A 22,867-nucleotide genomic window follows, 5' to 3' on the forward strand; every position below is an offset into this window, starting at 1 on the left:
GCTTCTTCATGCAATTTCTCTAAGTACTGCTCAAATTCGGTCATGTATGTGTTCCTCCCTTATCTATATGCGCTCTTCTTTTTTTATTATATTGTCATTTGCAGAAATCGGAAATATTGATTTTTGAGCGATAGTCTCTTTCATAGTTGGTGAAAAGCAGTAGTATTATTTTTACTTTCTATTCTGGAAAATGGTTCTGTAACCGGCGTACGATGAAGAGTATTTTTGTGGCCTGGGAAATTTTTCACTTTATGATATAAAAATACCCTGCTCCTGAATTGAAATTTGGAGCAGGGTATTTTAGCTTAATATGTAACTGTTCCAGGCTGATAAATAATCGATTTCTTTGTGCCGATTCCGAGTATCTTGTTCAATTCAGAATAGAATATTTCTTTTTCGCTCATTTGATCTAAAAGCTTAAAGTCATAATCCCAAAAACAAGACTCTAGGCATCTTTCCAAATCTTCAATATCGGACATCATATTTTCAGTAAGTTCACAAGGATCTTCATTTTCTCCGCATTCTTCATCAGCGATCATTTTTTCGCATTCTTGTTTCAAGATATTGAATACATATTCGCGATCTTCCTGCTGCATCTTTATAGTTGTACTTGTATTGCACGCTTTGCACTGTTCGATTCCGTATCTGATCAGTTCATATATAACATATTCCAAGACAAGTGCTGGTATATATGTTTTTTCTGATTTCAGTAAAGCAATCAAGTCTGAAAAAGCTCCTTTTCTTTTGTGCTTTGGATACGACTTTGGAAAAAAGCGGGCTAACGTCCATTCATCATCCATTAACGGTTCTGCAATTTCCAAGATTCTTTTTGAAATGAATTTTGCAATTAAATCATTTGCTTTGGTATCTCCAGTTCCTAATAAATCCGTCAATTGTAACATTTTTGATATCTCCTTTTTGGTTTTCTTATAAGTATACATCTATAAGCATTCTTTTTGGTTACACGACATGTAACTTTCATATTTTTCTTTGAAAAAAACGAAAAAAATTCCGAAATGCTATCCTGAAATAAAAAAGACAGGGAGGAATTGTTTATGATGTCATTTAAAGAAGTTTATGAAAAATTCAAATGTAACAAAACAGATGCCGCAGTAGCACGCAAAGCAAATCTGAACAAAACTACATTGTCACGTATCATTCGAGAATTGATTCCTGCGAATCGCAATTATCTCTGGAGCTTATGTTTTGCTTTAGAATTAAATTTAGATCAATCAGAAGAATTATTTGTTGCCGCGGGAATATATATGAATTCATCATATCATATGTCCGAACAAGAAAAAAATCGTGAGAAATTTTTGAAAGAATGCATCAACAAAAAACAATATAATGTGATTGAATTAAATGCTGAGTTATACGGGATGGGATATCAGTTATTGGGGAATCAGACATACACGAAACATTAGTGCATTGACACTTTTGGGGAATGTTGTTAACAATCAAATTTAGCGAAGTGTTGCAGAATGTGATTAGTGCGGTGAAAAATATTTATACCTCCATACGCTTGCGTCGGTTTACAAAGGGATACATATAAAAACAACTAAAAATGGACTGCCAACCTACTGAATTTACCGCCCTACCGAGACACAGGGCGGTTTTTTTCATGGGCAGGGAAAGGAGGTATCCCTATCTATGGGGCTTGACTGAAAACGATCAGGCCCTTTTTTCATGCCATCAAATAAGAAGGAGGTAATGCGAATGGCCGATGAAAAATCGAAAATTGTGACTGACGCAACCGGGCCGGATGCTGGCCCTGCCCCGGTACAGCCCGAGGTGGGCGGCGGCACTCCGGCACCCAAGCAAGAACAGCCCGCTCCCGAATCGGTTTCCCCGGATAAGGCCACGGCTCCCGAGCAGGCGGCAACCGCCCAGCCGGAGAATGGTGCTGACGCTCCCAAGGAGCAGAAAGCAGCCAGCGTGTCTGTCTTTAACTTCTCTGAAATCATGGCCGAAAAGAAAGCGGCGGAAAAAGCCGCCGCCAAGCAGGAGGCAAAGGCCCCGGACAAAGGGACTTCCCCTACGCCGACCAAGGAGGACGGGCCGAAACAGGAAAAGCCCAAAGAGCAGGAACAGGCACCGAAGCGCCGGGGCCGACCGCCCAAGGCCGACAAGGACAAGGCCGCCGCTCCCGCACAGAAGGAAGCTCTCGGCAAGAAGGATAGGGCAGTACAGAAACCCGCACAGCCGGGAAAAACAGAAAAAGCCGCTTCCTCCGGCAAAGCAGAGAAAGCCCCCAAGGCACCCAAGCCTGCCAAGGGTGCGCCGGAAGTAAAAAGAAAAAGAAGCTAAAGAAGAAACTGAGTGAATATCTAAAAAGAGGCAAAGCAATAGCAAGACCTCTTGTGGTTACAATCAAACGAGTAAATGAGATTGTACGAGGATGGATTAATTACTTTAGAACTGGGTTGATGAAGCAATTCATGGAAGAGTTCGGGCAATGGCTAAGACACAAAATAAGAGTGATAGTCATGAAGCAATGGAAGAAGCCGAAAACCATCTACAGAAATCTAAGTTATCTAAATTGGAAGAATCGCAATGGATTGAGTCAGGAAGATATTTTTAAAGTTGCGAACTCAAGGCTCGGGTGGTACAGAAGAAGTGGGATGAACGTAGTGAATTTCATAATCAGTAAAGATTTACTTGAAAATAGGATAAAAGATGGAGCTGGACTGCTCAATCCCTTATCCTATTACTTAGTGAAAGTTGGAATATAAGTTGTAGAGCCGTATACGAGACCCGTACGTACGGTTCAATGGGAGGGGCGAGAGATTGATTCTCCCTCTACCCTATTTTCTGTAGTTGCTCTACGCAGATTAAGTGACATCATCTGCATGGAACACAAGCTTTCTGTGATTACTCCGAAGCCATATGATGAGCGGGAGAAACGTGCCGAATTTCCAAAGAAAGTATCGCACAGAGATGAACTTTGTATGGCGATAGACGAGGCACTCAGACAGAAACCGAAGTCTTTTGACGAGCTGATACAGATTCTGATTTCTATGGGCTATGAGTATAAGAACGGAAAGAATCCGGCTGTCAGGGTAAAGAATCAGAAACGATTTATCCGTTTCCAATCTCTGGGTGATGAGTATTCAAAAGATAACCTTGAAGCAATCATCGCTGGTACGAAATCACACAAAGAGAAAACAGTCAGCAGGCAGTATCATCGTAGAAAACCGCAGATGTCTCTGCTTGTGGATATTCAGGCAAAGTTGCAAGAAGGAAAAGGTGCTGGGTATGAACGATGGGCAAAGGTCTTTAATCTGAAACAGATGGCAGCTGCAATGAATTTCATTGAAACTCACAATATCCGAAGCTATGAACAACTTGCAGAAATGACAGCGAATACCGTCACTACTAATGACGGTATGTTGGCATCTATCAAAGCAGATGAGGCTAGGCTTGCTGAGATCAAAGTGATGATGACCCATCTTCAGAATTACAACAAAGCAAAGAATGTGTTCGCGAAATATCGTGCTTCTGGATATAGCAGAAAATACTATGAAGAGCATCGAGATGTGCTGGCACTTCGCCAGGCTGCAAAGCAGGCCTTTGATGAGTATGTACAGGAGTATGGAAAGGATACTCCCCTTCCAAGATTAAAAGATCTGCATGCGGAGTATGCGGCTGTACTGGAAAGAAAAAAGAAAACCTATGCCGAGTATCGGAAACAAAAATCAGAAATGCAGGATTACCTCATGGCACAAAAAATTGTAGAGGTAATGCTGGAGAAGGATACTCGTGAGAAAGAACGCCAGCAACTGCAGCAGGAGCAGAATCGAAAACAAAGATGAAAATACGGTGTGAAGATTTGGCCGACAAGCCATTTCTCCACACCATTCTTTTTTTATGCCTGAGCAGATAGGATTAGGCAACCGAAATTCATGATCGCAGCAACAGGAAAGCGTCCGGAACGGATGCGTAGCTCGGATACGAAGTAGCCGTTCTCTCAGGGGATTGGGGAAACTTCACCAACAAGCAATTTCGCGCAGGTATTACCTGGGCACTGCTTGCCAAATAGTGTTCCCCCTGTCGTGGAAGGCACATCTGTATGAGAAAATTTTCTTGCAAGAGATAAGAAACTTCCATAGCACATCAGTTTTGGAAGCTAAAGGATAGAGCATTCCCACCCTTATCTTGCTGAAAGAACCATGAATTATGATGTGTTTACAAGAAAAAAGGAGGTAACAAATTATGTGGAGCTATGAATACGACGAAGATGACTACAATGTTCGGGATGGTGTTCGAGCAGTAGTTACCGGGGGCTGTAGCAGAGGCCTGTTCCTTCGCCTGGAAAATGGACAGGAGGCATTTGCTTCTTTCGGTGGTCTTGTTCTTGGTACAGAGGTTCTCTGTACAGTGCTGAAAAAGGCTACTGAGAGATGGAGAGTGTTGGTTGCAATTGATTCTGTTCTCGAGAGAGAACTTGCGGCTTAAGGAGGTAGAACAATGAACAAATATCTGAAACTCATGACAAATAAAACCAAAGTGAAGTGTGCAGGCATCATTGCACTGGCAATGGTCAGCTCAGTCTTGGCATCTATTTGGCCGGTAAAACTGGGTGAATTGTATACGGACATTTCGGGTGGCAAGATTAGTGGGGGCTCCCAGGGAATCGTTGCGATTGCGACGTTCGGTTTGATCTACTTTTCTGCAGAATGTATCACAATTCTCAGACGAGTGCTTTTGGATTGTATTATCGCAACTCATGAAGCTGAGATCAGAGAGACCAGCGTGGAAAAGCTCCTAAAAATGCCGGTTTCTTATTATGCGGGATGTCTGAGTGGAGAAAAGACAGCTCAGCTGAATCAGGGCGTTGCAGGACTTAGTCAGCTTATTAAAATCCTTTGCAATGATATCGTTGCAACGGTATTAACTGCTGCGTGCACGCTTATTCAGGTAGTTCTTAAGGCACCACTTGCTATGGCAGGCATCATGCTTTTGTACCTTGCAACTACCTTGCTCGTTTCTGTATTCCAGATTCGTTCTCAGAATGGAATTCGAGAGAATATCATTAAACAGAAGAATTCTCTGGATGGCCAGATTTGTCAGTCTATCTCAAATCTTGAGTTGATCAGAAGTATGGATGCTGAAGAATACGAACGCATCCGCCTTGAGCCAGCAATTCAGAAGGTAAGTGCAACAGAGAAGAAACACCACCGTTATATGGGATCCTTTGACTGCGTCAAGCAGTTTTGTAAGATTGCGTTCCAAGTCATCATTCTGTTTGCATCCATTATTATGGTGGCAAATGGCAGGATGTCTGCAGGGGCTGTGATTTCTGTGTGTATGCTGTTCCAGCAGCTGATCAAGCCTATTGATGAGGTATATCGATTCATGGATGAGACAGCATCCTCTGTAGTTAAGGCAAAGGTACTGACTGAAGTCATGGACTCTGGAGAAGATAGCATTTTCTCTGTACAGGCTGAGACACATTCTTCTTCTGAGGATGATATCGTGCTGAGAGATGTAGCTATTAAGAATCCGGAAAAGAACAAGACTCTGGCATATTATGACAGGTTGCGTATCCCTGGTAATAAGGTAGTAGCACTTAGTGGTGAATCTGGTTGTGGCAAGACCACTATGATCCGAAGCCTGACCAGATACTATCCTTACACATCGGGTGCCATCTCCGTGTTTGGTAACGACCTTGACATGTATAGTCAGCATGAACTGACAGACAAGCTGTGCTATCTGCCTCAGAAAGCGTTCTTCTTTGCCGGTACCATTCGCGAGAATCTTGTTTATGGTATTGAGCGAACTGTAACTGATGAAGAGATGAGAAGCGCACTCAGAAAGGCCTGTCTCCTGGATGCACTCATTGAGAAAGTGAGCAAGCATTCCACCACAACGGTAGATGATATTCTCTCCTACGAAATCGGAGAAGGTGGCACCGGTCTTTCTGGTGGTGAATGCCAGAGACTTTCTCTTGCAAGAGCATTCCTTCGTAAGCCTAAGCTTTATATCTTTGATGAAAGTACAGCAAACCTTGATGCTGTGACAGCAGACAAGGTCCTGACAAACATCGAAGAGTATGCAAAGGCAATCAAAGCAGGCGTGGTCTATATCTCTCACGACAAGAATGTGGTTGATCGCTGTGACACCGTTATCTATGTTGATAACAAGGTTGGTACATATGAAGAACAGCTTGCAGCATAAAAGATGGCTTTTCCCCCCCAATGGGGAGGAAGCCGAGTCTGATAAAACAATAGTATAAACAAGAAGGAGGGCAAAACAATGGAAATTGCAACCATCAAAACTACAACTCATGCAAAGGAGGAAAGAAGCATGACTGAACATAAAGTAGAGCATTTCGCTCATGCACATAGACATCCGGTACCGCCTCACGAGAGAAAGGGCATGATCTCTATCCAGTTTGATGAGAGAGATTGGGGAGTGTTTATGGATGCATTCGGTAACGAAGACGAAGCAAACGCAGCCATTGGAATCATCCACGGAGCACCGCCTGAGATTCAGATTCTGGTTGCGCAGTTACTTACACAGATTGAGAAGGAGGTAGCATAATATGAATACAAATATTACGAGATGGACCAATCCTATTCTTGGTGAAGGTGCAGACGCTGTCTACACTGAGATGTACGGCGATGATGGTAAGAATTTTATCCATGTACTGGAGAGCTCTCCTTACGAGATTGCCGTTGTTTCCAGACTGATCGCATACTTAGAGAAGGTGAGAGGAGGTAAACAGTAATATGGATATGCTGAAAACAGTCAGAGAAATCGGTTTCTTTGAAACCGGATGTAATCTGGTAGAGGTAATCGCTAGTGAAGATGTTCAGGCAAAGGCAGGTGTGGTAATGCCTTTGCCTGAGCAGGCACTTGTAGATTCGATTTCAGATATTGCCGATTGGCTGGCTGCCTTCGGCAAAGAGAAATACATGTTCCTTTCCCCGGAAATTTCTATTGTAGATAAGCTTGCTGAGAGAAGTTCAAATCATGAAGCGATTCTGCTTATTCCATGTGACATGGATCCGGAGGTTAAAGAACGATTGAAGGCAAACATCCCGAAGTCAATGAAGGTTTCCCTGTTGGAAGAACCGTATTTTCCAGAAGGCTTCTATCCGGGAAATGGGATCCTCGTCATTTGCGGATATTTAGCTGGCGGCAGAATGATGGTGCTTCCGGAAACCTACAGAATGATTGATCATTACAGTGGCTTCTGGGGGAAGAAAGTGTTCGTTCCGTATGTTGAACTTGAGGACGCAGTTCGCTACGACGGATGGATGGAAATCGGAAAAGACAAAATCAGTATGATGTGGAGGAATGAATGATGGCGAATACAATGGCTATTGAAAATAAAACCGTTCTGGCAACTGGTGATTCAGTGGTTGGAAGACGCAAGAACACGGTTGCATCAAAGCTGAAGAGCAGCGGATCACTGGTTCTGATTGCGGCAATGTTTATCATTGGTGCAGTTCTGGCTTTATCCTGTGGCATTCCAATTAAGTCTGTGATGGGAAATTATTCTTACGACGTTCTTGTGATTCTCATCATCATGGAATTGTTTACAAATCTCATCGCAGAAACAGGAATCATGCAGCTCCTGGCTATTAAGATTGCAGAACTTTCGAAAGGACGAAAAAGACTTTGCTTGATGATGTTCGGTGGAATGATGTTCCTTATTTCATCCTGCTTGAACAATATTACTGCGGTTATGATGATCCTTCCGATTGTATTTGTTCTTCTTAAAACTTTGGAAGTTGATAAGAAGTATGTATGCGTATTCTTCGCAGCTATTCTAGCTCTTTCAAATACAGGAGGAGCGGCATCTCCTGTAGGCGATTTCCCGGCAATCGTGATTATGACCAGTGGTATTACAACATTCTTGAGCTATCTGACTCATGCGTTTCCGTTATTTGCACTGACATCCCTGGTGCTGATTGCAGTATGGGGGATGCGAGTAAAGAAGGAAAATGATGATGGAGGTATCAGAAAGCTTGCAGTTACGAATCTGAAAAGCCAGTATAAGAATATCGAAATCCGTTTTGATGTTCTGAAGTGGCTGGGGGTAGTATTCGTAGGTATGTTCCTTGCATGGAGCTTTGTTCCACAGAATGTAATGCCACCTGAAGTAATCGCTATCCTTGGATATGGTGCTGCTATGCTGATCTGCTCTCTGAAGGGGCTGAAGGTTGAACAGAAGATGGATCTCAAGTCAGTTCTGACGATTGCCTCATTCCTCTTCTTTGCCGAAGTAGTAAGTGAGACTGGAATCCTGAGTATGGTCGCTGGTTATCTTCAGGCGAACATTGCAAATCCGAAAATCCTTGTAATGGCTATTATGCTCATCACGTCAGTTGTGGCCGGAATTTTCAGTGCTGGTCCTGCGGCAGCAGCAATGATGCCGATTATCATTCAGCTTTGCAATGGTCCGCTTAGTGCACAGTCAGACTGGATCGCCGTAGCATATGCAGCAGCAATTTGCGCAGGTAGTTCTCTGTTTATGTGGTCTGCAACTGCAGGATTTATCCTTTCCGGAAAGGTAAACGGTGCAGGTATTACAGACGCAGATGGAAGCAATACTTCCTGGGGTGTTGCACAGTATATGAAATATGGCTTTGTTAATTATGCAATTCAGATTTCGATTGCTCTTCTCGTAATGGCAATCATCTTGTAAAGGGGGTACATATGTTAGATGCAGTATTAGTAATTCTCAGCTTGTGGTGGGTCTTTAATACGAAGTACTTTGAAGCATGGGCTGGAATCAAAATTGGTGGTGACCAGTTTTCACTTTCGCTTACAGCATTGATCGTGTTAGTGTATCTGGCGATTGGAGCATTTGGTTCCATTAGATGGTACTATTGCCACAGGAGAATCTGATACTGCAATGCAGCACAATACAATTTCATAAGGAGGAGATCTGATAAAAGGAGGTGGTTCTTGATAGGAACTGCCTCCCTTTTAGTATATCCATGTGTACACAACTGATATGACAGAGAAGAGTGAGTTTGGTAGAAGCACCACCTCTTAATAAATTGAATATCTCAATCCAAAATTGACAATCTGACATGCGGGTGCTATAATTTATTCTAGAAAATTGTAGCTATTGGTCGTAAATCGCAGATTGATCCTCGTGAAATATGTTTCCAGTTCAATAAACGAATTCTGGGATACTTCTGCGTAGATCAGCTTGAAGTGTGGATGACAACAAAGCTGGATGGCAAGAATACCTACTTTCTGCCATTCAACCAAGGTTCTAATGGAGCCGGTAATGATGGTGGAAAAGGAAATCCAGCTAATCCGGGTGGCTATCCTACTGCTTATCTCTGGGAGTATGTATTCCAGAAAGATAGCATGATGGATATTGTACAGAAGTTTATCCATCTGCAGGTAAAAGAAGATAAGAAACTGATGTCTGACGGGACAGAGCGCGTTACAAAGAAAAAGACTCTGATTTTCCCTCGTTATCATCAGATGGATGTTGTTCGCAAACTGATTGCTGATGTTCGTGAGAATGGTTCTGGTCAGAACTACTTGATTCAGCATAGTGCTGGCTCCGGTAAATCAAACTCTATTGCATGGACTGCTTATCGTCTGGCTTCCCTGCATGACGATGATAACAAGGCTGTATTCAGTAGCGTAGTTGTTGTTACCGACCGTACTGTTCTGGATGCTCAGCTGCAGGAGACTATTTCCGGCTTCGATCATACTATTGGCGCAGTCGAGGCAATCGGAGAAGATAAGAATTCTAGAGACCTTCGTGATGCTCTGAATAGTGGTGTCCGTATTATCGTCACCACGCTGCAGAAGTTCCCTGTAATTTATCAGGAAGTGGATGCGGCTGCAGGACGAAACTATGCAATTATTGTCGATGAGGCACATTCTTCTCAGACGGGTAGTTCTGCTATGAAGCTGAAATCTGCTCTTGCTGATACTGAGGAAGCTCTGCGTGAATATGCAGAGATTGAGGGCAAGAGCGAGGATGAAATCGACCAGAATGACAAGGTAGTTCAGGAAATGCTGACGCATGGAAAGCATAAGAACCTGTCCTTCTTTGCATTCACAGCAACACCGAAGGCAGCTACGCTTGAAATGTTCGGCTCTGAATGGGATGATGGCTCCTTCCATCCGTTCCACATTTACAGTATGAGACAGGCTATTGAAGAGGGATTTATTCTGAATGTTCTCCAGAATTATATGACCTACAACACCTGTTTCAAGATCGCAAAGAATACAGAAGATAATCCGGAATTGCCGGAGAGTCGTGCAACAAAAATTATCAAGAAATATGAAAAACTTCATCCATATAATATCAGCCAGAAGGCACAGATTATTGTTGAAACCTTCCGTGATACTACCCGTCATAAGATCGGTGGACGTGGAAAGATGATGGTTGTCACAGACTCCAGATTGGCTGCTGTGCGCTATTTCCATGAGGTGAAGCGATATATCCAGGAACAGCAATATGCCGATATGGATGTGCTGGTGGCTTTCTCCGGCGCTGTTCAGGATGGTGAGGATGAAGTGACAGAATCCGGACTGAATGTCCGTAGAGATGGTAGCCACATTTCCGATAGCCAGACCAAGGCGGAATTCCATGATAACTTCAATGTTCTGATTGTGGCAGAGAAATATCAAACTGGCTTTGATGAGCCGTTGCTTCATACCATGATCGTGGATAAGAAGCTGAAAAATGTTAAAGCAGTGCAGACACTTTCTCGTCTGAACCGTACCTGTCCTGGTAAGACAGATACATTTGTCTTGGACTTTGCTAATAAAAAAGAAGATATTCTGGATGCATTCCAGCCTTTCTATCAGGAAACCAGTCTGGAACAGGAAGTAAATACTGACCTGATTTATCAGACTGAGCGTGAGCTGCTGGATTATGCGATTTACAACCAGAATGATGTTGTAGCATTCATTGAGGTTTGGAACAAGCCTGGTAAGCAGGATGAAAGAGCAATGGGGCGAATGACCAGTGTTCTCAAGCCTGTGGCAGATCGCTATAACCTGAAGAATCCGGAAGAGCGTTACCAGTTCAGAAGATTAGTGCGTAGTTTGATTCGCTGGTACAGCTATATCACGCAGGTTGCCAGAATGTTCGATAAGGACATGCATAAGGAATATCTGTTCCTGAGCTACCTGATTGGATTGTTGCCTGGTGAAACAGAAGATCCGGTTGACCTTGATGGAAAGCTGAAGCTGGAGTATTACAAGCTACAAAAAACATTCGAGGGTCAGATCCGCCTTGAAAATGTTGATGGACAGTATGTGCCGGCGACAAGCAAGAGCGCCCAGGGCAATCGTCAGAAGAGTACGCTTGACGAGATTTTGGAAAAGATTAACGAGAAATACAAGGGTGAATTCAATGATTCCGACCGTGTAATGCTTGGTGCGCTTCATGATAAGTTGATCGCAGATAAAAAGCTGGAAAGTTCAGCAAGAACCAGTGATCCAAGAATTTTTGTGGAAAGCATCTTCCCTGCTGCGTTCGGAACAGCTGCGATGGAGAGCTTCATGGAATCTCAAGAGAGTTATTCCGCCCTTTTTGAAGATCAGTCCAAATACAATGCAGTTATGAGCGCACTTGCAGGTGTTATTTATCGAGAAATGCGGCAATGATCAATTATTACTAAAGGAGTATTTATGATTAAGTATATATTAATTGACGTGGATGGGACACTAGTTGATACAAGAAACATTTTTTATTCATCGCTTAATGATACATTAAGAAAATATCTTATTCCCGAAACAGATGACCAGACGTTATTTGGGATGAGTGTCGATCAAGCTCTTTCAAAATTGAAGTTAGAGAATCGCATGGAAATAAAAAACGACTGGGAAGCTAGTTTTAGCAGATATAGTCTAGCCGCTGGTTTCTTTGATAATATTGTCGAGATGGCAAAAAAAGCCTGTGGTTTGGGGATGGAAATTATTATTATCACATCGAGGGGGCACGTTACAGCAGATCCAATTTGCACGCAATCAGAACTTGGTCCATATATTGCTGGCTGTATTGCAGCTGAAGATACAGTGAATCATAAGCCGGATCCAGATCCCCTATTAAAGGCAATGGAACAGTTCTCTATCGATCCGAAAAGTGCAATATATATAGGAGATACATTTCAAGATTATCAAGCGGCCTCTGCGTCTGGGGTAAGATTCGCGTTGGCTGGATGGAATCGATTAGCAAAGAAGTTAGAATGTGTATTGAGCTTGAATGATCCTATGGACATATTTGAAATATTATGATGAGGGTAGCATATGAATATTTATGAATGGCCTGCTTTGTATGAACCAGCATTGGGTGAGAATGCAAAAAAATATATTTTTATCAGTTATTCGCACGAAGACTCAGATATCGTTTATCAAGATTTGAAAGTTTTATCAGAGAATGGTGCAAGAATATGGTATGACAAAGCCATGCATGTTGGGCAAAACTGGGTTGAGAGAGCCAAAAACAGAATCCTGGATAGAAACTGTGCTGCTGTTTTGTTTTATGTAAGTACAAAGTCATTAAAAAGTGACGCATTCCTTCAAGAACTTGAATATGCACTTCAAAGGGAAGCTTCAGATTCGTCCTTTTCTTTTATGAGTATCAATATTGGAGGGCAATCTGCTTTTGAAACTTTAAAGAGAGTGGATATTGAAGAGGATGCATTCTTGAAGATTCTTACTGCATTTAATCAGAGAAAACTATTTATTCCACGTAGTGAGAATCCGCTAGAACAGTCACATGTAATAAAACTAATAGATTTGTTTGAAGAAGAGGAAGCAATAGATCTAAGCAAATGTCAGATAAATACAACGCAATTATTTGAATATGCTAACTATGAACAAGGAATTCAAGTAATAAAGTATTTAGGTGCAGATTCTATAGTGACAGTTCCAACATTAGTAAACGGACGTAAGGTTCTGGCTATAGGCATTAATGCCTTTCGTGACAACTGTCGTATAAAGAAAATTAACATACCAGAAGGAGTGAAAATAATCGATGATTTTGCTTTTTCTGGCTGCCATTTGTTGGAAACCGTATCTCTACCAAATAGTTTGACTCGCCTTGGATATGAAGCATTTAGAGAGTGCTATGGATTACAAGAGATAGTTATCCCTTATAACGTAACAAAAATCGGAGATTATTGTTTTTATAAATGTCATAATTTGTCAAGGATAAATATTTTATCCTCTGTTCCTTTATATATAGAATTTGCAGCATTTTCTGAGTGTCATGCATTGGAAAATTTTGTTTTACCGGAGTTGACAACGTTTATCGGTCCATATGCGTTTAATAATTGTATCAATTTAGGTAGCATTGTAATTCCAAAAAATGTACAGGAAATAGGATTATCTGCATTTTACAGCTGTGCTTCCTTATCGTCTGTACAAATGCAGTCATCAAAGGTTCTCGACAATAACAAATGGTTTGCTCGTTGCAGAAATTTATCAAGTATTGTAATAGGTGCAGGAAGTCAATCCCAGTATTTATTTAACTCGTCTTGGGATGAGTGTCGAAAATTGTTGGTTTTTAAGCTTTCAACACCGATAAATGTTGTATATGATACTGGAGTTTTATCGTGGGATAGTGTTGAAGGCGCTGATTATTACGAGATATTAATTGAAGGAAAACGATATGAAAGTAAACGCCCATTTTTCGTTATTCAAGAGGATAACTTAAATAATAATGACTCATGTTATATAATTGCACATTCTAACAATGCTAATATTTTGTCTTCTGAGTTGTCCACAGAATACAAAATATGTTCAAATAGCAAAGTATTTGTTATAGAAACGGTGGAAAAAGAGCACATCCTTAAATCGTATAACGGAAATAATTCATTAGTTGAAATTCCTAGTGAGGTAACAGTAATTGGAGAAAAAGTGTTTTACAACCATGAGGAAATTAGAGAAGTACGACTTCCAAATGGAATAATTAGGATTGAAGACAAAGCTTTTTATCATTGTTTGAATTTGCAAAAGATAGAAATGCCGGATTCTCTAATGGAAATTGGTGAAGAAGCATTTTGGGGAGCACATATTAAAGAGCTGGTTTTACCTATGGAAATGAAAAAAATAGGAGCATTGTGTTTTGCTTGTTGTAACTATTTGACATATTTAAGAATCCTTTCGCCAAAGTTGGTTGCAGGAGATAAAGCATTTTATAGATGCATTAATCTTAAAAAAGTAATTCTTCCAGATGGAATAACAGAGATTTTTAATGGAATGTTTAGAGGCTGTACTGAGTTAGATGAAATAATTCTTCCTGAGAGTGTTGAGACAATTAGGGCTGGTTCTATATCTTATATAATGCGATTACAGCGCTTGATTATTCCAAGGTCAGTAGTGTTAATCGAAGAAGAAGCGTTTTCAAATTCATTTGCTTTAGTAGATGTATTTGTAGACGATCAGAACTCTGTATTTGCGGATAAAAAAGGCGTTTTGTTTCGACGAGAAGGAAATGCTATCATGCATTATCCTGCAGATAAAAAGGATAGAGAGTACCATATAGATTCCTCAGTAACGAAAGTATTGAATTGTGCCTTTATGGATGCGGAACATTTGGAAAAAGTAGTAATTGAAGCAAACTTGTCTGAAATAGGGAGAAGTGCATTTGAAAGATGTCCTAACTTATCGGAAGTAATAATAAATGGGGACGTTGAATTGATAGAGAAAAATGCGTTTAAAGATTGTATAAATTTAAGCAGTTTAGCTCTTTTAGGTGCTGTAGTACCGGAAATTAGAGATGATATTTTTGCTAATGTTTCTGCAAATTTTAAAATACTAGTTCCCGAAAGATATCTTAAGAATTACTTGAGAATAATTGAGTGGCAGAAGTACAAGTATTTACTAAAACCATTACGAGAAGCATAGCCTTGCCCGAAGGAGAGAAAATGTCTATAGATTATTACGAAGAAATCTGTGGTCTAATGAAAAGATTAGCGGATGTGCTTGACGAGGAATACTCCATAGTTATCGAATTACTTAAGCAAATAGATCATCTTTCTAATGTTGAGAACATAGGTACTTATTATGTCGAAAATATACGAAGAACTTATTACGAAAAGCTTGAGCAAATAAGACAATTGAAAGAAAAAAATCATGATTTCATCAGAATTTTGGAAGGTGAAATTATGATATTACGATGTATATGTGATGATTTGAATTCTGTTTCCTGTATGGCAGAAACTGAGACTGCAGAGCAACTAATTCGAGAAAGAGAGAGTTTTATTTCTGCGTTGGATTCATTGGAATCAATAGACGATGATGATGCCACCGCTGTAGATGCTAAAGCTACGATATCCGGAATTGCAACTTCAATTTCCGAAGCATCTACAGAAGTTCCATTAACAGATCAGGAAAAGAGTGCTCTACGTAGAAAGCAACTTGCAGATGCTCTTAGGAAAGGGGAACCTGTTACTATTTCTCCAGATGGTCAAATATCAGATATCTCTACTGCTGATGCAATAGCAGCCTTGCGGGCTCAATTGGCTGGTGGCGGAGAGACTATGGTTAATGCCGACGGGACAATTATTAATCCATCTACACAAAGTGGTTCGGGTGATGGCTTCAAGCCGGTAGACATGGCTTGTGTTGCAGGAGAGGATACATCCGAGTGGGATGACGACTGGGATGACGGGAATAGTATCCTAGTGCCTGACGGGATGCTGGCTGGTGGACATGGCATGTGTAGGATTTGCGGGAAGGTATTTAACCAAGTTACTAATTACTGTCCTGAATGCGGAACGAAAGTCATTATTGAAAAGCCTGCAGTAACACTGGATAAGGTTCAGTTTTCTGCAGTTGCACCGAAGACGTTTGTTAAGGGAGATTACTCTGTAATAGAAATATTGATGTATGAGGAAGCTTTTCGTCATGTGGTTCAAGAGGCTATTGATAATGCAGATGATCCAGTGAAAGAAACAAAATCCGGGTTTCTGACTGCAGAAAGAGAAGCGAAAATAACAGTTATGATTTCCTCACCTGATTTTGAAATTGAGGATAATACAGAGAGTCAGATTTGGAAAGGTGGTTATTTGAGTTTTTGTTTTGCTGTCGAAGTACCAGAACAATACAAGAAGAGACAGATATTGTTCGTGGCTTCCGTTTATATCAATGACATAATTGCAACAAGACTAAAGTTCGTGGCGAAGTGCAAGTCTCTGATTGAGCAGAAAATTGAAGTGACGAGAGAGGATGTTTTATCAGCATTTGTATCCTATGCCAGTCAGGATCGCAATCGTGTAGCTATGATTATTCAAGGAATGAAAAAGGCTCGTCCAGATATGGATATTTTCTTTGATGTTGATAGTTTACGTAGTGGCGATGATTGGGAGAAGGCATTATGGCGTGAAATCGACAAAAGAGATGTCCTGTTTCTTTGTTGGTCAAAGTATGCCAGAGATTCAAAATGGGTAGATGCTGAATGGAGATACGCCTTTAAAAATAAAGGTCCAGACAGTATCGAGCCGGTTCCGATTGATCCACCTGGAAGTTGTCCGCCACCAGATGAACTCAGTCGTAAACATTTTAATGATAAATTACTATACATTATTAATTCATATTCCTCAACAACCAATGATGCGCTAACTGTGGAAAACATGGATGAATGGTGGTAAAAAACATGTTTTGATTGGATATCAATTTTTGAAAGCAGGTGAAGATATGCTACATGGTGGATGTTGGATATTTCTTTCCCACGCCAGCAAAGACATTGAATTAGTAAGACGTGTTAGAAATGAATTTGAGAAGTATGGTCAGAATCCAATTGCATTTCACCTGAGATGTCTTGATGAAGAATATCCGCGAAAAGAAGAAGAGTTGTGGAATCTGATTTATAGAGAAATAGATGCGAGAGAATGGTTTATATATTGTAAAAGTCCTGAGGCAGAGAATAGCAATAATGTTTTACGAGAACGGCAATATATAGAACAGTCGGGAAAGAACAAAATTTGGATGTTAGATATGACTGAAGAATGGGATGCGATTGCAACAAAGATTCACAAAATATGTGCTGATCTAGAGGTGTTTATCTCATATGTTCATCATGATCGTAAAATGGCAGAAGTGCTACGAACCCTGTTGATCGAAAAGGATTATTCTGTCTGGACAGCTGAAGATAATCTGAATATTGGAGATCGTTGGGAAGCGCAAATAAGTAAGGCAATAAGCCGATGTGCTGAACAGGGATTTTATGTATTGCTTATATCGGAGAATAGTCTTAAGAGTCAATTCGTTGAAAAGGAATTAGAATATGCGACTAGTCAGGGGGCATGGATAATACCAGTTGTGATAGACGACACGGTACTACCACTATGGCTTGAGAATTGGTTGGGACAGTATTTTAGAATATCAGAGCAAACATTAAAAACTGATTTTGAAAAGGTTATTGCTATGATTGACTCAGTGATGATGAAAAAGATTCGCAATATCTCACAAGGATGATTCCCCCCCCTTCATTCTTTGAAATCGCAGTTGATACCATAAAACTGACTTATTATTCGAGAATGGCTTTAGTGAGATATTATGGCTTCAAGGAGGTATATGTATGAGTGTTTTTGATCGAGACATGGCAATTGAACAGCTCCGTGCTGGACTTGGTGTGTTAGCAATCCCAGAAGGGATTACTGAATTATCCGGAGACTTTGCACTTGTCTTCGACTGGATGCCCGAGAAGATGTGCCAATGTTCATTTAGAGAGATAAGAATTCCAAGTACTGTTCAAACAATAAATGGAATTACATTGACAGAGTACGGACCGGATCAAGCACCGGTAAAAAGATTCAAAAAAATATCAGTTGCGAAAGATAATCCATATTATACGGACGTTGATGGAGTACTGTTTACAAAGGATCTGAAACGCCTTATTTGTTATCCATGTGGAAAATCTGGAAAAACATATGTTGTTCCAGATACAGTAGAAATTATTGACGAATACGCATTTGCAGATAACACAAATTTGAGAAAAGTTGTATTGCCGGATTCTTTGAAACGTATTGAATTTCACGCTTTTTTTCAATGTGAAAAACTCGCGATAATTAATCTTCCTGAGAGCCTGGAATATATAGGAGAAGGTTGTTTTGAACTCTCATTTGAAATAAATCGTCTAATCATTCCAATGAGTATGAAGCGTATCCTTACTTCCCTCTTTTCGGATGGTGGCATTGTTTCTATTCCTAATAATTCTATAGAGCTGGAATATGATTATGTGCCAACTGAATATCTCAATATGCCTTTTAATGGGCCTGCTATAATCAGTAATGATAACGAGGAACTGGTTGATTTCGCAGAATCCTATGATTACAACCATTTTGAAAACTGTTTCGAAGATAGAAAAGGAATCATATGGGCTAATCATGGAAGAACGCTGATAAGCTTTCCTGCGGATTGGGATGATGAAGAATACGAGTTGCCAGATGTGGTAGAAGCGGTATATCTAGATGCATTTAGGGGATCTGTTGTTAAACGATTTTACTCGAATCACAAGGTATCTATCATAGGAAAAACAACAGACACATATCGAAACTATGAGCCGAAACAGGGTAAGCAGTTTCATATATCAGCTAATACAATTTTCTGTGATGATAAGGCAGATACGCCAACTGAAAAAAAGGCGTTGAGTATTAAGGTGAAGAGTGAGGAGTCGCAGAAAACATCAGCTAGTAGAAGTAATATAAATAAAAACAATTATGTCTTTATTAGTTATAGCTCAAAAAATCAGCAGATGGCAGATTCAGTTCGTCTGCTGCTTAAGGAAAATAATATCTCCTGTTGGATGGCACCTTATGATATTCCAGCAGGTAGTAGATACGCATATGTTATCAATGATGCTTTAGAGAAGTGTTCTTGTTTGTTGTTATTACTTACAAATGCATCACAGATGTCTCAGTTTGTTGAAAGAGAAATAGAACGAGCAATTACTTATAAAAAACCAATCCTACCAATGCAGTTGGAAGACCTGGAATTGAATTCCGGATTCAAATTTTACATTGGTAATAGTCAAATTATTGCCGTACCGGAGATTAGAGGAGACTCGCCTGAATTTTGTCGAATTTTGTCAGGACTTAGTAAGTTTGTTGATGAGAAACCGGATTGTCTCGAGGTATCTGAAGATGCTCATAACGACAAGGGCAATGATTTTAAAACTCAAATGGCAAGCATTCTCGATGATGATCCTTATTATTTTTGTAAGGTATCGTATTCTTCGTCATATGGAGGTTCTATCTTTTTTTATTCAGAAAAAAGTACTGCAGAAAATAACGTGCGCATCAACGTTACAGAAGAGTTCTGGAATCAATTTGTTTTATTGTGTAAACAGATAATGTGTGTATTGTTCCCTGAAGTGTCAGAACAAGAAGTATTGATAAAGAGAAAAAAACCTCTAGGAATATACGAATGTGCTCCAGATGATGGCCATTCTTATTATGATGAAAAGTATAGAATTAATTTTGATGTAAAATATATACATGGTAAAGACCCGGAAAAATATGATTCGGCAAGAATAGAATGTGATGACGGTTTTGAAATATCGCTATTTAAAAATGGTGAATATGTATTTCGTGGATCTTCAGATGAGACTACGCTTACTTATTATGGGATCGATGAAAAAGCACTATATAAAACGGCGGTCGCGATGATCAAATTTGTCTCAAGGGATCCGTATTGCATGATTTCGGAAGCGTTTCGAAGGAATGTGTTTAGCGATGGAAGTGGTGGCTATATTGTAGATTATTTAATTGATGGACCTACTGTAACCAACTTCTAAGTGTATTTTTGTTTAAAGGAGCGAAATAAAATGCCATTAAATAACTTTGAATATACTCTGAATATGGAGACCATATTTCAGGGAAAACTTTCAGAATTAAAAAGTTACTATTGCAGAGAAGACTTTGAGTTGGCTCTTGCAGATTACGATCATGCGCCAAAGGATGCGAAGAGTTTTAGATTGAGAGATGTTTCTCGTCTGTGTAATGCCAGAGGCATTGATGCAAAAACTCTTATAGCAGACCGCTCTATCTTGAAAAGTATTCCCACAAGATCAGAGATGCAGGACGAACTACTTCAGTCATTTCATGATATGTATGTTCAGTCCCCTGCCACCAGTGATTTTATGGAGAGAATTGTTCGTAGATTGGCTCCTGAATACTCTTCAGATACCGTAAGGGTGGCCATCTTGAAAAAGTTTGTTGTCGGCGCTGGCGATAATTTCAAGAGATTCCACACCAACCAGATTTGGGAATGGGCAAAGAAACAACTGAGCAAGGCAGAAATTGCTACATATGGCACATTATCAGAAGAAGAGAAGCGGAGTCTACTTCTTTCGAAGATTGATGATTCGATATTTGAACATGAGTCCGTTGAGATGACAAATATTGATGTATTAAAGTTGATCATTGATCGGATTACTAAGTATCAGAATGATGACACTTTAGCGTTCGAAGAGATTGAAGTATCTGAGAGGACCAGAGGTCTCTTGGCAGGAATGCTATCTGTAGATGAAAATGATATCAATGAAGATGTGATTAATTATCTTCAGATGCTTTGCGATAGAATGGATGCTTCAGAAGAAGCCTTTTCAGACTTGGTTTCAAGTCTTGAAAATGACTTTAGGAACCAGTTAAAAACGATTAAGCGTGTTTCAAAAACGGGTAAAGAGGGTACAGCAGCAGAGTTATACAAACAGGCTAAGAAGGATGCTGTGAAGGCAAAAAAGGCAGCAGCCAAGAAGAATGATATAGATTTCGAATTGATCGAGATGTGTAATGATCTGGCAGCAGGTAATTTCAGAGTAAATGGCAAAACAAAGGTATACCTTTACTACTTTGCTTTTATGTTTGACATGACAGTGCCATTAGATGGTAGGCACTGTGCTCCTGAAAGAAATATCGTAAAAAATCTTTTCCAGGATTTTTACAATGACAATTTCTTGAGATTGTTATCTTCTGATTATACTGATCCTAAAAATGCTACTGCATTTGAGAAAGAACCTACCGGAGAAGGCATCAATTATAAGAGCTTTGTTGAAATGATCTATATCTATTTCCTTTGCAGAGATGATTTGAACATGACGCAGGGAGAAAAAATTGATAAGGCTGAATCAATCATAGATGAATGTGTTAAACGTGCAAAAAAGGAAGGTAAGCTTTCAACGATAAATACTGGTATCCATACGGATGTTTACAGAGATTTGCATGTAAATGTGTTGCTTAATAAAGAAATCGACGAGATTTCTGACTACATATTGGCACATTATCAGGTGTTCTCTCCAGATAATTCCGGTATAGCCAGAATCATGATTGCTTCTGAGGAAAATACAGCATCTGATTTGATTGAAGAAATTATGGATGATCTAGATGGAGCATATCCTGATATTGAACTGTTTGACGTTCGTAAGAAGACAGATCTGACAAAAGAAATCAAGGATGACATTGCTTTCAAATTGGATGTGATTTTTGATTGGAAAGTTAAATCATTATTGGAAGAAAAGTACGCCGGTGACGATGCATTCTTGCAAGTAGTAAAGGCTATTGATGATAGAACGCATATTAGTAATGGTCGCTTTAACAAAAATGAAAGATCCAGAATGTTAATGTTGCTCCACGTTTTGACAGTGTATTCATCAGAGCGTGATCCTTTATCTATGTTCAAACTGCAGAGTCGTCTGGAAGAGAAAGGTGTTATTTCAGTAGGCAATCAGATTACAAATGCGATTAGCGGCCTGATTGAGCTTGGATTTGATATTTTCAGAAAAAGAGATGGCTACTATTTAGGCGAGCATGATTATGATGATGACATTTTGAATGGTATCCTTAAGAAAGTTTCAGGACGTTATTATTCAGTTGATAACGCATCTGAGTTACTCATGACCGAGGCACTGATCTGTAGATTGAGATTTGACAAGCGAGTAACCAGAAGTGAATTGATTGCAATCCATTTCAATTACTATATTGCGTTAATGAATGAAACGGAAGGACTTGATACTTTCCCCGATGTGTTCGAAGACTATGCGGCTACAATTAATCCATATTTGGAAGAGGCACGATATCAGCCGCTAAGCGAAAAGAATATTTTCGATATGTATATTGTTACAGCATTATATTTTTATCTGGTAGAAAACAACGGATACATGTAAAGAACTTTTCCCCCCTGCTCACAGTCAAAAACAACTTGTTATGATTACTACATCAAAGACAAAGGAGTGATGTGTGTAAGATGGTTATTAACAAATTCAGCAAGACAGGAACTTATCACAAGGAACTTAGAAGAGAAAATCAAGATTATCTATACAGCGTTGATGGGAAGGATTTTCTTGCGATTATGTTGGCTGATGGTGCTACGGCATGTGAAAAGGGATTAGAAGGAGCTCGACTATCATGTGAATCTATGGCAAAGGTTATTAGGCAGGAAGGCAGTGTATTTTTTAACTATCCCAAAGAAAAGATTGCATATCTTCTGACGGAGCAGATTTTATATTGCCTTGAATGTAATAAAACGGATGGTTGTGACATTAGAGAGTATGGAAGTACTTTTGCTATGGTGTTTATGGAGAAAAAAACTGGAAGAACCGTTTTGGTGAATTTGGGAGATGGCGCTATTATCTCAGTAACTGAAAATGGTTTTTCCTATCTCCTGAAACCAAAGCGATATAGAGGTAATCCGTGCTTGACAACAACCAAAGGTGCTGGAAAGGCTATTGATATAGCGGTATGCAATCTGGCACTGGGAGACAGTATCTTGATGTGTTCGGATGGTTTCCTAGATCAAATAGCAAAGGAAGATATTGCTTCTCTTCTGAATTCTTACGATATTGAAGGTTTGAATCATAAGCTATCTTTGATTGAGAATGAGGATGATTGCAGCTATATCTCTTTCACCCGTGAAAGAAAATAAAAGG

20 protein-coding genes are annotated in these 22,867 nt (G+C 39.9%); 19 read left to right on the forward strand and 1 reads right to left on the reverse strand.

All coding sequences use genetic code 11. From position 1 onward, the window contains the following. Positions 1-305: 305 nt before the first annotated feature. The gene (locus ACTNB3_RS13985; RefSeq protein WP_441026354.1) at positions 306-902 is read right to left on the reverse strand and encodes a hypothetical protein; all 597 of its coding nucleotides are present in this window, start codon (positions 900-902) and stop codon (positions 306-308) included. A gap of 153 nt (positions 903-1,055) precedes the next feature. Here ACTNB3_RS13985 and ACTNB3_RS13990 point away from each other — a divergent pair, with 153 nt between their 5' ends. From ACTNB3_RS13990 to ACTNB3_RS14080, 19 genes are all read left to right on the forward strand, one after another. After that, a complete protein-coding gene (locus ACTNB3_RS13990) occupies positions 1,056-1,424 on the forward strand; it encodes a hypothetical protein (RefSeq protein ID WP_441026356.1) in 369 nt (122 codons plus the stop codon). 292 nt (positions 1,425-1,716) lie between these two features. Then, positions 1,717-2,307: a hypothetical protein gene (locus ACTNB3_RS13995; RefSeq protein ID WP_441026358.1), complete on the forward strand. Its 591-nt coding sequence runs from the start codon at positions 1,717-1,719 to the stop codon at positions 2,305-2,307. A gap of 38 nt (positions 2,308-2,345) precedes the next feature. Next, complete coding sequence (locus tag ACTNB3_RS14000; RefSeq protein ID WP_441026406.1) at positions 2,346-2,732, forward strand: group II intron maturase-specific domain-containing protein; 387 nt, start codon at positions 2,346-2,348, stop codon at positions 2,730-2,732. A gap of 117 nt (positions 2,733-2,849) precedes the next feature. Further along, entirely contained in the window at positions 2,850-3,812 is a 963-nt protein-coding gene (locus tag ACTNB3_RS14005; protein WP_441026360.1) for a hypothetical protein, read from the forward strand. Positions 3,813-4,212: 400 nt separating this feature from the next. After that, the gene (locus ACTNB3_RS14010; RefSeq protein WP_441026362.1) at positions 4,213-4,455 is read left to right on the forward strand and encodes a hypothetical protein; all 243 of its coding nucleotides are present in this window, start codon (positions 4,213-4,215) and stop codon (positions 4,453-4,455) included. Between the two features lie 12 nt (positions 4,456-4,467). Then, entirely contained in the window at positions 4,468-6,177 is a 1,710-nt protein-coding gene (locus ACTNB3_RS14015) for an ATP-binding cassette domain-containing protein (RefSeq protein WP_441026364.1), read from the forward strand. 78 nt (positions 6,178-6,255) lie between these two features. Beyond that, positions 6,256-6,543, forward strand: coding sequence for a hypothetical protein (locus ACTNB3_RS14020; protein WP_441026366.1), 288 nt, complete (start codon positions 6,256-6,258; stop codon positions 6,541-6,543). Between the two features lies 1 nt (position 6,544). After that, positions 6,545-6,730: a hypothetical protein gene (locus tag ACTNB3_RS14025; RefSeq protein WP_441026368.1), complete on the forward strand. Its 186-nt coding sequence runs from the start codon at positions 6,545-6,547 to the stop codon at positions 6,728-6,730. 1 nt (position 6,731) lies between these two features. Then, entirely contained in the window at positions 6,732-7,310 is a 579-nt protein-coding gene (locus ACTNB3_RS14030) for a hypothetical protein (RefSeq protein WP_441026370.1), read from the forward strand. Next, the gene (locus tag ACTNB3_RS14035) at positions 7,307-8,656 is read left to right on the forward strand and encodes an SLC13 family permease (RefSeq protein WP_441026372.1); all 1,350 of its coding nucleotides are present in this window, start codon (positions 7,307-7,309) and stop codon (positions 8,654-8,656) included. Before ACTNB3_RS14030 ends, ACTNB3_RS14035 begins: the two co-directional genes overlap by 4 nt. A gap of 11 nt (positions 8,657-8,667) precedes the next feature. After that, positions 8,668-8,859, forward strand: a complete 192-nt coding sequence (locus ACTNB3_RS14040) for a hypothetical protein (RefSeq protein WP_441026374.1) — start codon at positions 8,668-8,670, stop codon at positions 8,857-8,859. 321 nt (positions 8,860-9,180) lie between these two features. After that, positions 9,181-11,601 carry a type I restriction endonuclease subunit R gene (locus ACTNB3_RS14045; RefSeq protein WP_441026376.1) on the forward strand — a complete coding sequence of 807 codons (2,421 nt, stop codon included), beginning with the start codon at positions 9,181-9,183 and terminating at the stop codon, positions 11,599-11,601. A gap of 24 nt (positions 11,602-11,625) precedes the next feature. Further along, positions 11,626-12,231 carry an HAD family hydrolase gene (locus ACTNB3_RS14050; RefSeq protein WP_441026378.1) on the forward strand — a complete coding sequence of 202 codons (606 nt, stop codon included), beginning with the start codon at positions 11,626-11,628 and terminating at the stop codon, positions 12,229-12,231. 12 nt (positions 12,232-12,243) lie between these two features. Continuing rightward, positions 12,244-14,847 (forward strand): leucine-rich repeat protein, encoded by a 2,604-nt coding sequence (locus ACTNB3_RS14055; protein WP_441026380.1) that lies wholly within the window; start codon positions 12,244-12,246, stop codon positions 14,845-14,847. Further along, positions 14,802-16,592 (forward strand): toll/interleukin-1 receptor domain-containing protein, encoded by a 1,791-nt coding sequence (locus tag ACTNB3_RS14060; protein ID WP_441026382.1) that lies wholly within the window; start codon positions 14,802-14,804, stop codon positions 16,590-16,592. Before ACTNB3_RS14055 ends, ACTNB3_RS14060 begins: the two co-directional genes overlap by 46 nt. Beyond that, positions 16,579-17,418: a TIR domain-containing protein gene (locus ACTNB3_RS14065; RefSeq protein WP_441026384.1), complete on the forward strand. Its 840-nt coding sequence runs from the start codon at positions 16,579-16,581 to the stop codon at positions 17,416-17,418. Before ACTNB3_RS14060 ends, ACTNB3_RS14065 begins: the two co-directional genes overlap by 14 nt. A gap of 103 nt (positions 17,419-17,521) precedes the next feature. Beyond that, entirely contained in the window at positions 17,522-19,738 is a 2,217-nt protein-coding gene (locus tag ACTNB3_RS14070) for a leucine-rich repeat protein (RefSeq protein ID WP_441026386.1), read from the forward strand. 30 nt (positions 19,739-19,768) lie between these two features. After that, the gene (locus ACTNB3_RS14075) at positions 19,769-22,105 is read left to right on the forward strand and encodes a hypothetical protein (protein WP_441026388.1); all 2,337 of its coding nucleotides are present in this window, start codon (positions 19,769-19,771) and stop codon (positions 22,103-22,105) included. Between the two features lie 80 nt (positions 22,106-22,185). Further along, complete coding sequence (locus ACTNB3_RS14080; protein WP_441026390.1) at positions 22,186-22,863, forward strand: protein phosphatase 2C domain-containing protein; 678 nt, start codon at positions 22,186-22,188, stop codon at positions 22,861-22,863. Positions 22,864-22,867 lie beyond the last annotated feature (4 nt).

The organism is Bariatricus sp. HCP28S3_D3, assembly GCF_052065755.1.
Classification (GTDB): Bacteria; Bacillota; Clostridia; order Lachnospirales; family Lachnospiraceae; genus Allocoprococcus.

Excerpts from the sequence above, each read along its gene's own strand:
- ACTNB3_RS14035 (WP_441026372.1), top strand. The coding sequence starts at position 7,307 with ATGATGGCGAATACAATGGCTATTGAAAATAAAACCGTTCTGGCAACT.
- ACTNB3_RS13990 (WP_441026356.1), top strand. The coding sequence starts at position 1,056 with ATGATGTCATTTAAAGAAGTTTATGAAAAATTCAAATGTAACAAAACA.
- ACTNB3_RS14005 (WP_441026360.1), top strand. The coding sequence starts at position 2,850 with ATGGAACACAAGCTTTCTGTGATTACTCCGAAGCCATATGATGAGCGG.
- ACTNB3_RS14040 (WP_441026374.1), top strand. The coding sequence starts at position 8,668 with ATGTTAGATGCAGTATTAGTAATTCTCAGCTTGTGGTGGGTCTTTAAT.
- ACTNB3_RS14075 (WP_441026388.1), top strand. The coding sequence starts at position 19,769 with ATGCCATTAAATAACTTTGAATATACTCTGAATATGGAGACCATATTT.
- ACTNB3_RS14080 (WP_441026390.1), top strand. The coding sequence starts at position 22,186 with ATGGTTATTAACAAATTCAGCAAGACAGGAACTTATCACAAGGAACTT.
- ACTNB3_RS14070 (WP_441026386.1), top strand. The coding sequence starts at position 17,522 with ATGAGTGTTTTTGATCGAGACATGGCAATTGAACAGCTCCGTGCTGGA.
- ACTNB3_RS14065 (WP_441026384.1), top strand. The coding sequence starts at position 16,579 with ATGAATGGTGGTAAAAAACATGTTTTGATTGGATATCAATTTTTGAAA.
- ACTNB3_RS14010 (WP_441026362.1), top strand. The coding sequence starts at position 4,213 with ATGTGGAGCTATGAATACGACGAAGATGACTACAATGTTCGGGATGGT.
- ACTNB3_RS14015 (WP_441026364.1), top strand. The coding sequence starts at position 4,468 with ATGAACAAATATCTGAAACTCATGACAAATAAAACCAAAGTGAAGTGT.
- ACTNB3_RS13995 (WP_441026358.1), top strand. The coding sequence starts at position 1,717 with ATGGCCGATGAAAAATCGAAAATTGTGACTGACGCAACCGGGCCGGAT.
- ACTNB3_RS14055 (WP_441026380.1), top strand. The coding sequence starts at position 12,244 with ATGAATATTTATGAATGGCCTGCTTTGTATGAACCAGCATTGGGTGAG.
- ACTNB3_RS14045 (WP_441026376.1), top strand. The coding sequence starts at position 9,181 with ATGACAACAAAGCTGGATGGCAAGAATACCTACTTTCTGCCATTCAAC.
- ACTNB3_RS14025 (WP_441026368.1), top strand. The coding sequence starts at position 6,545 with ATGAATACAAATATTACGAGATGGACCAATCCTATTCTTGGTGAAGGT.
- ACTNB3_RS14020 (WP_441026366.1), top strand. The coding sequence starts at position 6,256 with ATGGAAATTGCAACCATCAAAACTACAACTCATGCAAAGGAGGAAAGA.
- ACTNB3_RS14030 (WP_441026370.1), top strand. The coding sequence starts at position 6,732 with ATGGATATGCTGAAAACAGTCAGAGAAATCGGTTTCTTTGAAACCGGA.
- ACTNB3_RS13985 (WP_441026354.1), bottom strand. The coding sequence starts at position 902 with ATGTTACAATTGACGGATTTATTAGGAACTGGAGATACCAAAGCAAAT.
- ACTNB3_RS14050 (WP_441026378.1), top strand. The coding sequence starts at position 11,626 with ATGATTAAGTATATATTAATTGACGTGGATGGGACACTAGTTGATACA.